The organism is Arthrobacter sp. B0427-1-12, from assembly GCF_059092905.1.
Map to the genome: position 1 here is coordinate 1 of NZ_JBNHIC010000145.1, position 1,428 is coordinate 1,428.

The window sequence follows — 1,428 nt, forward strand, 5'->3', positions numbered from 1 at the left end:
TAGTACTTTGTTAGGTTTTCCGGCGAGGGTCTTTTAATCCGCCGGCGGTCCTGTTAATTTCCTGTTGTGGAGATGAACGGGACGGGGCTGCGGATCGAGCTGGAGGACTTTGCCGAGGAGGTCTTCGCGTCGCTGGGCCGGAAGGACCAGCGCGCGAAGGGCCGCCTGTACCTGCAGGGGCTGATGCTGGAGGGCCGGCGGAAGTCGATGCAGCCGATGGCCGGTCGGCTGGATGTCGACCACCAGCAGCTGCAGCAGTTCGTCTCGTCCTCGCCGTGGGCGGTCGAGCCGGTCCGCCGCCGCCTGGCGGCCCTGGCTGAGGAGGCCATCGGGCCTGAGGCGTGGGTCATCGACGATACCGGGTTCAGGAAGGACGGGACCGCCTCGGCCTGCGTGGCCCGGCAGTACTCGGGAACGCTGGGCAAGGTCGGCAACTGCCAGGTCGCCGCGACCGTGCACATGGCCACCGACGCGGCTTCGTGCCCGGTGAACTGGCGCCTGTTCGTGCCCGAGTCCTGGGACGACACCCGGGCCGAGACCAACGCGGAGGCCGAGGCGGTCGCCGCCCGCCGGGCGAAGGCGCGGATCCCGGAAAACGTGCGGCACCGGCCCAAGTGGGAGCTCGCCCTGGAGATGATCGACGAGCTCGCGCTCTGGGGGCGCACCTGCCCGGTCGCGGTCGCCGACGCCGGCTACGGGGACAACACGCATTTCCGGGCCGCACTGACCGCCCGCTCGATCCCGTGGGTGATGGCGGTCAAGGCAGGCAACACGGCCTATCCGGCCGGCGCCGCGCCCGAACGCCTGGCATCCGGCGGCGGGCGGGGCCGTCCGAGCGTCCCGCGCTACCGGCAGCAGGCCCCGACCCTGCGCGACCTGGCCCTGGCCGCAGGACGCCGCGAACTGCACCGGGTCACCTGGCGGCACGGCACCAGGGCCACCGGCGGCAACAGGACCGCGGCCATGAAATCCCGTTTCCTCGCCCTCAGGGTCCGGCCCGCCAACCGGCACATCCCCCGCGCGGAGGACGGTTCGCTGCCCGCGGTCTGGCTGATCGCCGAATGGCCGTCCCGCGAGCCCGAGCCCACCGACTACTGGCTCTCGGACCTGCCCGCCGACACCCCGCTGAAAACCCTGGTCAGGCTCGCGAAGATCCGCTGGCGCATCGAGCACGACTACCGCGAACTGAAGACCGGGCTCGGACTCTCCCACTTCGAGGGGCGATCCTTCACCGGATTCCACCACCACGCCACCCTGGTCTCGGCCGCCCACCTCTTCATCACCCGCAAACGCCTTGCCACCCCAAAAGAGACGGGGGCAGCCTAAGCCTGTACGAGGTCCTCAAAGCACTCCAGGAACACCTCGTCCAACTGCTTAGCCGCTGCCCCTACTGCCAACACGCACCACCGACCTAACAAAGTACTACTA

General features: G+C 69.5%; 1 protein-coding gene. It reads left to right on the forward strand.

Going from position 1 to position 1,428, the window contains the following annotated elements:
* Positions 1 to 72: 72 nt before the first annotated feature.
* A complete protein-coding gene (locus tag AC5RWU_RS24220) occupies positions 73 to 1,326 on the forward strand; it encodes an IS701 family transposase (RefSeq protein ID WP_493986716.1) in 1,254 nt (417 codons plus the stop codon).
* The last annotated feature ends 102 nt before the right edge of the window (positions 1,327 to 1,428 follow it).

What these genes read in the sequence shown, in the direction of transcription:
- AC5RWU_RS24220 (WP_493986716.1), top strand. Translation starts at nt 73, where the DNA reads ATGAACGGGACGGGGCTGCGGATCGAGCTGGAGGACTTTGCCGAGGAG.